We start from the raw sequence: 9,260 nt of genomic DNA, 5'->3' as shown, positions 1-9,260 counted from the left end.
CAGTTTTTGGTTATCTATTCCCAATATTACTGTAAAATATTAACATAAGTGGGGGGTAAATAATTTACAGAATAATTGTGACACAGTCTGAATGACGGAACAGTAAAAAAACTCAAATCCCCCTAAACTCCTTTGCTAAAGGGGAAATTGATCGGCATATAAATATTTTCATCCTCATCTGGTGTTGTTATTCAGCATGAAGGTCTAGCCTGAAAATGTATGAACGATTAATAAAGGCGTTATTCTAAATCCTCCTTTTTCGAGGAGATGAGGATCTCATCTTATTAAATTCTTAATTAAAATACTTGAAAGGATGGAATTCTCACCTTGTCCGACAAAAGACACCGGACTCCATAGAATAATAAATTTGTTTAATAAAATAAGCAAAAATGAAGAATAAAAGGGAGGTTTTATTGCATGCCATTTGAACACATATTTTCACCAATTAAGATTGCTCAAGTTGTTGTACCGAACCGAGTTGTTCATGTTCCTACTGATATTAGTTCGGCAAATGCCGACGGTTCAGTGAACGATAGGGTGATCCGTTACCACGAAGAAATTGCTAAAGGCGGATGTGGATTGATAATTGTTGGAGCAACAACTCCTGATAGGGAAACTGGTCGTCCTACAGTTACTTGCTTATCTGCTGATGCTGATTACTTTATACCTGGACTTCATCATTTAGCAACAGCAATGCAGCGTCATGGCGCCAAGTGTGCAGTTCAAATCCAACACCCCGGCCGTCAGGCTGCTTACCCTCGAAAAGGATTGATTTCTTGTAGCGACATGGTTACCGATGTTCCTGGTTCTGCTGGGCATGAAGTTATTTATGCCGGTGCCGAGGCTAAAGGAAAAGACATAAGAGGCATGGAGATTGAAGAAGTTTATGATTTGATAGAAAAATTTGCCGAAGCCGCCTGGAGAATCCAACAAGCTGGTTTTGATATGGTTGAACTTCATGGTGCTCATGGTTATATGATTGCCCAATTTTTAAGCCCTTACACCAACAAAAGAAATGACCGATTTGGAGGACCGTTAAAGAATAGAATGCGGTTTGTTTTGGAAATTATCAGCCGGATTAAGTATAAATGTGGTACAAATTTCCCAATCGGAGTGAGATATTCTGGAGAGGAATGGATGCCAGGTAGCCGTACGCTGGATGAATCGGTTGAAATCGCTAAAGAATTAGAAAAAGCTGGAGTAGCATTTTTGGATATCAGCGCTGGTATCTTCGAAGCTGCCGGTCCAACCATGGATCCAATGTATTATGAAGAAGGATGGAACACCTATACCGCTGAAGCTATTAAAAAAGCAGTTAAGATTGCAGTGATAACCAGCCATACTCTTCGAACCCCTGAATATTGCGATAGAATTATTTCCGAAGGAAAAACCGATATGGTCGGATTATCAAGACAAATGATCGCTGATCCCTACTGGGCGAATAAAGCCAAAGCAGGGAAAGTTCAAGAAATAAGAAAGTGCATTTCCTGTTTGATTGGATGTTGGAAAGAGTCACTCTATATTAAGAGGGAAATGCGTTGCGCAGTAAATCCAGCCATTGGTGATGAACGATTCTTAGATTTAAAACCAGCATTAACCAAGCTGAAGGTTGCCGTGGTTGGTGGTGGAATCGCTGGCATGGAAGCAGCCAGAATTGCTACTTTGAGAGGACATCAGGTTACTCTATTTGAAAAAGATGACGAGTTGGGAGGAATTTTAAGAACTTGTTGCATGGTTCCTCCAAAATCGAAAATGAAATGGTATATGGATTGGATTCGAGAGCAAATTAAAAACTTAAAGGTTGAAGTGAGGCTCAATACCATAGCAAAAACAGATGAGCTTAAGATGTTTGATGTTGTTTTATGCGGGACCGGTGCCAAGACAGTGTTTCCTGATATCCCCGGAGTGGAAAAAGCATTTAAATTTGAAGATGTGCTTCGCTGTGCCAAAAAGAACTGTGAATATTGGCCAAAAGAAAGAACTGTCGAAGCGGTCAAGATTGGCCAGAAAGTTTTAGTCTGGGGGAATCATTATGCTGCCACCGATACCGCCGAAGCCTTGGCTTTGAGAGGCAAAGAAGTCATTTATGTAACTGAAGATAAAGAAATTGCTCCTAATATCGAACCAATCCATCGTGAAGTTATGATGCTGCGATTTAATGGTGGAAACGGTCAAGGGCTGGAAGAAAAAGCCTTCAAATTTCCAGTCAATATTCGTCTCAATACCACCGTTGTTGAAATCAAAGATGGTGAAGTAGTCCTGATGAATGATGCTTTTGAAAAAGAAACCATTGCTGTAGATACAGTTGTATTAGCCAAAACTAAACCTAACACCGAGCTATATGACAGTTTGTTAGCAGCTGGCCTTCATGTTGTCAATATCGGAGATTCGAATCTGGTTAGAAATGTTCGAGGAGCAATGACTGATGGAGCGAATGCTGGTTTGATGATTGATGGAGATATATTTATGAATGCCAACAATGCTCTTTCCTGTGGGCTACCTTATGATGTAAAACTTCAAATGAAATAAGAATAACAAGATAGGTGAGAATGCTAAGTCTTTGTTGTAATGAAAAGGAAAATAGTAATAAATATTTTTCCTTTTCATTGAGCTGATTTTTTTAATAATAGAAAGGGGATTTGAAATCCTTGGGAGATAAGCGAATCCCCTTTTCTTGGAGTATTTCACTCAGGAAGAGAGCTTTTTTCTTAAAAAAAAGAGAGCCACTGCTGAATTAAAACTGAATAGGTATTCAATTCTCATCATCGATCCTGTCATTCATGAGGAGGTTCGTTTTGTATGTTTAAACTTGGTTTTGTGAGTGCGATTTTAGCTGATTTAAGTTTTGAAGAAGTGGTAGATTTTGCGTCCGTAAATGGTTATGCCTGTGTTGAAATGCTTTGTTGGCCAAAAGGAAAAGCAGAAAGAAGATATGCTGGTGTTACCCATATTGATGTTAACGAGTTGGATGAACAAAAGATCAAGTCAATAAAAAAATACGCTGGAGAGATGAATATTGAAATATCGGCGTTGGGCTATTACCCCAATCCTCTTGATCCTGATCCGGAAAAAAGGAAATATTACATTGAGCACATCAAGAAAGTCATTACGGCAGCAACAAAATTGGGACTAAAAAATGTCAATACCTTTATTGGTAAAGATAAGAATAAGAGTATTGAAGATAATTTTAAAACCTTCAAAAAAGTATGGCCGGCTATTATTAAACACGCTGAAGCAAGTAATATAAAGATAGGGATCGAAAATTGCCCCATGTTTTTTACCAACGACGAGTGGCCAGGAGGGAATAACTTAGCAACTACTCCAGCGATTTGGAGGAGAATGTTTGAAGAAATAAAAAGTGATAATTTTGGCTTGAATTATGATCCTTCCCACTTGCTCTGGCAACGGATAGATTATATAAAACCCATTTATGAGTTTAAAGACAAATTATTCCATGTTCATATTAAAGATGCAAAGGTTTTTCAAAATAAATTAGATGAGGTTGGAATTCTGGCTGCACCCCTGGAGTTTCATGCCCCCAAACTGCCAGGATTGGGAGATGTTAACTGGGGGAAGTTTATTTCCGCTCTAACTGATATTGAATACCAAGGTTGTGTCTGTGTTGAAGTCGAAGATCGGTCTTTTGAAGATTCCTTGGATTCTCGAAAAAAATCATTGATTTTAAGTAAGCAGTATCTCAATCAGTATGTGGTTTAAAATAATTCATGAGTTTCATACTATAATAATATTTATTGAAGAGGGAGGTGAAATATAATTCTATAGTGAAGAATGAAGCAGGTTGTTCTTTCAAAAATTTAAAAAAATGAGGAGGTTACTAATATGATTAAAAGAATATCAAAGATCGTTGCTCTTTTAGTAGCTTTTGGGTTGGTTTTTGCTTTTTCAGTAGGAAGTATTGCTCAAGAACCACCAGTGGTTGGTATTTCTACTGGCTCGTCAGGAACCTCATGGCGGAATATCATGATTGCCGCTTTGGAAGAAGTAGGAAACGAATATAAAGCTGCCGGGAAAATTGCTGATTATAAAATTGTCAACAACATAACCAATGGTGATGCGACCGAGCAAGCCAACATTTTGCGTGATTTCATATCCCAAGGTGTTGATATTATTATGGTTAACCCCAATTCGCCCGACGCCCTGAATGGTGTCATCAGCGAAGCTCAGGATGAAGGAATCTTAGTTATTGCCTATGATGCCACCGTCACTGCCCCTAATGTTCTTAATGTAACCCTGGACCATTATGCCTGGAATACTAAAAATGCTGAATACATTTGTTCAACACTACAAAAAGGCAATGCTATCCAAATTTACGGCTTGGATGGTCATCCAGCAAACAACGATCGAATTCGAGCAACCGATGATGTTTTGAAAAAATACCCGGACATTAAATTAATTGCCAATACTACTGGTGGTTGGGATCAAACCAAAGCTAAAGAAGTAGCAACCCAGATTATCGGCTCCGGGCAGCAAATCGATGCAGTTTTTACCCAAGATGGTATGGCCTTTGGTGTTCTATCGGCGTTCCTTGATGCCAATAAACTTCCCAAAGTCATGTTCGGTGATCCAGGAACCGCTTTCTTTAAAGAATGGAAGAAATTAAGAGATCAGGGTGCCGATTTTAAAGCTTGTGCTCAACCTAATCCTCCAGGAATCGGCGGGACGGCTTTCCGCATGGCATTACAGCTCTATAATGGAAAGAACTTTAAACCAGGAATATTAGTTGACAATACCTATTTCTACAAAGTTGGAATGTTTATTACTGATGAGAATTTCGACGAAGGTTGGGAGCTTCTAAAAGACCAACCCGATGATTTCTTGTTAAGTGAAATTATGTCAGAAGAAAAGGTTGCCGAGCTTTTTGAGTAGAGGAAATATTTTTCAAAATTAATTTATCAATTGATAGGGGAGGTCAGTATTATTGACCTCCCTCTTTTTGGATGAAACAAAAAGAAAATTATTTTTATCTTTTTATGAGGTGAGTGATGGCTGTGTTAATCCTGGAAGCCAAAGGTATTAAAAAGAGATTTGGAGGAGTTGTTGCTCTTTCCAATGGAAATTTACGCTGTTACCAGGGGCGAATAACTGGTCTTTTAGGAGCGAATGGTTCAGGAAAAAGTACTATTTCCAAGATTATTACCGGTGTTTATTCTGCCGATGAAGGAGAAATAATTTATAATGGTAAGCCGATGAAATACCGCAATCCCAGTGAAGCCAGGAAAGATGGAATCGCAATGGTATTCCAAAATCTAAGCTTAGTACCGGATTTGACCGTGTGGCAAAACATCGTGCTGGGCGCTGAACAAAAAAATGGAATTTTTTTAGACAATATCCATGCCAAAGAACTCTCAGAAAGAATTTTAAACCAACTGCTCCCCGACTTGGATATCAACAAAAAAATAAATGAATTGAACCCGGGAGAAATGCAAATCGTTGAAATAGCCAAGGCAATTTCTGAAAACCCTCAGCTTCTCATTCTTGACGAGCCAACCGCGGCGTTAGAACAAGCACAAGTGAAAAGCCTCTTTATATCTATGAAAAGTTTGGCACAGAAGGGAGTAGCAATGATCTTTACTTCCCATCGGCTCTGGGAAGTTATGGAAATATGTGATGATGTAACCATTTTTAGAAATGGAGAAAACGTAGCCAACATCGATTTTACCAAAGACGGACGAGATCCTGAAAAAATTGTGAGCTATATTACTGGTGAAACCCAAAAAGTAACCTTTGAAGAAAAATTAAGTTTGAATACCGATGAAGTCATCCTTCGAATAAATAATTTAAATTTTGGAAAAATTTTAAAAGACATCTCTTTTGAGTTGAGAAAGGGAGAAATCTTGGGAATCGGAGGACTGGCTGGTCAGGGACAGAACGAATTGATGTTGGCATTAGCGGGGAGTTTTCCTGGTCTACGTTGTGATGCAACCATTATGGACAATAAAATCCGATTGAATAAACCGGCAAATGCAATAAAAAATGGAATTTTATTGGTTCCCGGCGATAAGCATTTAGAAGGTTTATTTTTAAAACATTCAGTGTTAAATAATATGATTTTCCCGAAAATGGGAAATCAAAACCACCCACTCTTTGTTCCTTTCAAAAAATATCGAAATGAATGTGATCAGGTTATTGATGTCCTGTCCATCAAAACTTCCAATATTGATATGCCGGTGGAAACCCTATCCGGTGGAAACCAGCAAAAAGTTGTAGTCGGGAAATGGCTATCATTTGATACCAATGTTCTCTTACTAGCCGATCCAGCTAAAGGAGTAGATGTAGGAGCAAAAAGAGATCTTTATCAATTTATCGTTAACCAGGTTCGCGATAAAAAGATGAGTGTTATATTATATGCGAGTGATAATGAAGAACTAATTCAATATTGCGATAGAATATTAATCATGTACGAAGGCCAGATTGTAGCAACGCTTGAGAGAGATGAGATTACTGATGAAGCCATTATCGCTTGCTCAATGAGGATAAAATAAAAGATAGGGCGTGAAGAAGGGAATGAGTAAAATAATTAAAGCCGAGCAAGGAACTTCCTTCATCAAAGGTATATTTAAGCCTGAATACTCCAATTTACTGATTCTCATTGTGATGCTTACTCTGACCGCTGTACTGCAAAAGAATTTTTTTGAAATCAAGGCCATAGTTCGAAATATCAACGCTTTTATGCCATTAATACTTCTTACCATGGGTGGGGCTGTCGTTATTATTTCTGGCGGTTTAGACCTCTCAGCAGGTTCAGCACTTTCACTCTTTACCTGTGTTTTAACAACTGTTATGAAGAAAAACGATCCAGTAACCGGAATTTATGCTTTGCTTATTACATTTGGAGTGGCAATTTTCGTTGGAGTAATCAATGGTATAGGGATAGGATATTTAAGAATCCCTCCGGTGATTGTTACCTTCGCCACATCTTATATGTGGTTGGGAATTGCTTTATTCTTGCGACCTACTCCCGGTGGGGAATCGGTTGATTGGTTTAAGGGCTTTTATAATTTCAATGCCGTACAAGGAGCACCAGAAATTTTAAAAAAATTTGGTAGTTATATACCACCAGCTTTAATCCTCATTATAATAGCCTGTTTTCTTTGGTTCATTATCAGCAAAACCAAAACTGGACGATATATTTACGCAGTGGGAAGTAATAATGACAGTGCGTATGCCAGTGGAATTAATACTGCAAAGATCCAGTTGATGGCTTGCATTATTAATTCAATTTTTATCTTCTTAGCAGCTTTATTTTTTGTAGGCCAAAATCAATCAGGAGACGCCCGGATGGGAGACCCCTTGACTTTGAGAGCTATTGCCTCAGCTGTGGTTGGTGGAATTGCATTAACCGGTGGTCGTGGAAGCGTCTATTTTGCCTTAGTAGGAGCTTTGATTATGAGCTTTGTTAATAAGATTATCTTTTTTGCGAATATTCCCAATGCTTACCAAACCTTGGTATCTGGTTTAATCGTTATCATCGCCATTGCCGGACCAATAGCTTATACCCTGTATAACAGAGAAAGAGCTTGAGGAGAAGAAAAGAAATGGGAGTTGAACTAAACCGACCGAAGTCAATAACTCAGATAATTTTTGAAAAGTATAAAAAAGTGGTGGTCGCTTTTATCTTAATCATCCTTCTCTTTGTTTTGGGTGAAATTATTTTATCCAATTTTTTAAGAGTGGATCAGGTTCTGTTGACCTTAAAACTCGCCTCATTTACTGCCTTCTTTGCGCTTTGCCAAATGATTGTTATTTCTGCCGGGGGTGGCGGTCTTGATTTGTCAGTGGGGTACATGGCCACCATGACAGCAGTATTCACTGCCAGCATCATGGATGGTCAAAATGGAAATCTCTGGATAGCGGTTATTGTTGCTTTAGCCTTTGGAGTTGCCGTTGGCCTTTCCAATGGATTGTTAACCGCTTATTTAAAGCTTCCACCCTTAGTTGTCACCATGGCTATGGCTAATATCCTTCAAGGGATTATTAATGTATATACCGCTGGAAGAAATATTACCGGTAAACCATCACCAGTTTTGACCATTATTGCTGCGAAATCCACCGGTAGTTTTCCGAATGTGGTATTTATTTTAATAGTTCTCACCATTTTAGTCATGATTGTATTAAATAAAACCAAATTAGGTATGATTCTTTTCGGTGTTGGTTCAAATGAAAGAACTGCCTACTTAAGCGGTTTTAATGTCAAATTGGTGAGATGTATTGCTTTTACTATTAGTGGAGTTTTAGCCAGTCTGATAGGGTTGTTATTGATTGGAAATATGGGTATTGCCTTCAAAGATATGGGTTCGAATTATGTTATGCCCAGCATTGCTGCTGCAGTGGTTGGTGGTGTTTCTTTATCTGGCGGCGATGGGAATTATTTTGGTGTTATTTTGGGAGCTATCTTTTTGCAAACCCTTACCAACCTCTTGATCGCTATGGGGTGGGGAGATGCTGGGAAGTGGTTAGGATTTGGAATCGTCCTCTTTGCCTTGCTGATTGTGTATGTAAGTAATCGAAGAACCCGGTAAAGAAAAATCACTCATCACTATTACGATATTTACAGTATAGACCCTCATGCTGCATGGTAGCACCAAATAACAATGAAAATATTTATATGCCGATCAATTTCCCCCTTTAGCAAAGGGGGTTAGGGGGATTTGAGTTTTTTACTGTTCCGTCATTGTGAGGAGGCCAACCGTTTTTTGGTTGAACGACGTGGCAATCTCTGCCACCCAGTTTGTCATTCTGAGGAGTCCAGTGTCTTCTACCTGACGACGTGAGAATCTCATCCTTTTGAATCTTTTCCAAAATTAAAATATAAAAGATGAGATCCTCACGGCTTCAAAGTACAAAGCCTCAGGATGACGGATGTGGGATTAGATGAGATCCTCATGCCCTTATAAAACGAGAGCCTCAGGATGACGGATGTGGGATTAGATGAGATCCTCACGGCTTCAAAGTACAAAGCCTCAGGATGACGGCATTTTTAATCATAAGTGTATTTTCTGGATGGACTTCCAACCACTATTGCAGCACCAGTTGATTATGAAAATCCAAGATTCGTCATACCATAGCATGTCGCTATATTATAAGAAGATCGGGCATAATACGCTGTGCCCCTCCATTTTATAGTCTTTTGTATGATCTCGATATATCAAGTCCGTTAGTTTTCAAGATTGAATATAAATTTAAGATGACAAAGATTTGAAACTTCAATTGATAAATAGACGTAAACCTATAATACTGTT

At 38.6% G+C, this 9,260-nt stretch carries 6 protein-coding genes; all 6 read left to right on the top strand.

The features are described from left to right. The first annotated feature begins 417 nt into the window (after positions 1–417). The 6 genes from PLK24_RS04905 to PLK24_RS04880 all read left to right on the top strand — a co-directional run bounded on the left by PLK24_RS04905 (position 418) and on the right by PLK24_RS04880 (position 8,540). Positions 418–2,529, top strand: coding sequence for an oxidoreductase (locus PLK24_RS04905; protein ID WP_324476854.1), 2,112 nt, complete (start codon positions 418–420; stop codon positions 2,527–2,529). A gap of 270 nt (positions 2,530–2,799) precedes the next feature. Next, positions 2,800–3,717 carry a sugar phosphate isomerase/epimerase family protein gene (locus tag PLK24_RS04900; RefSeq protein ID WP_324476852.1) on the top strand — a complete coding sequence of 306 codons (918 nt, stop codon included), beginning with the start codon at positions 2,800–2,802 and terminating at the stop codon, positions 3,715–3,717. Positions 3,718–3,840: 123 nt separating this feature from the next. Beyond that, on the top strand, positions 3,841–4,887 hold the full coding sequence (locus PLK24_RS04895) for a substrate-binding domain-containing protein (RefSeq protein WP_324476850.1): 1,047 nt from the start codon (positions 3,841–3,843) through the stop codon (positions 4,885–4,887). Positions 4,888–5,003: 116 nt separating this feature from the next. Continuing rightward, on the top strand, positions 5,004–6,503 hold the full coding sequence (locus PLK24_RS04890) for a sugar ABC transporter ATP-binding protein (RefSeq protein WP_324476849.1): 1,500 nt from the start codon (positions 5,004–5,006) through the stop codon (positions 6,501–6,503). Positions 6,504–6,525: 22 nt separating this feature from the next. Next, complete coding sequence (locus PLK24_RS04885; protein ID WP_324476847.1) at positions 6,526–7,542, top strand: ABC transporter permease; 1,017 nt, start codon at positions 6,526–6,528, stop codon at positions 7,540–7,542. A 14-nt stretch (positions 7,543–7,556) separates the two neighbouring features. After that, on the top strand, positions 7,557–8,540 hold the full coding sequence (locus PLK24_RS04880) for an ABC transporter permease (RefSeq protein WP_324476845.1): 984 nt from the start codon (positions 7,557–7,559) through the stop codon (positions 8,538–8,540). Positions 8,541–9,260 lie beyond the last annotated feature (720 nt).

Origin of the sequence: Atribacter sp., assembly GCF_035418125.1 — a bacterium.
In the GTDB taxonomy this organism is placed as follows: Bacteria; Atribacterota; Atribacteria; order Atribacterales; family Atribacteraceae; genus Atribacter; species Atribacter allofermentans.
The sequence above is the reverse complement of the archived record's forward strand: the minus strand, read 5'-3'. Positions and strand labels throughout refer to the sequence as shown.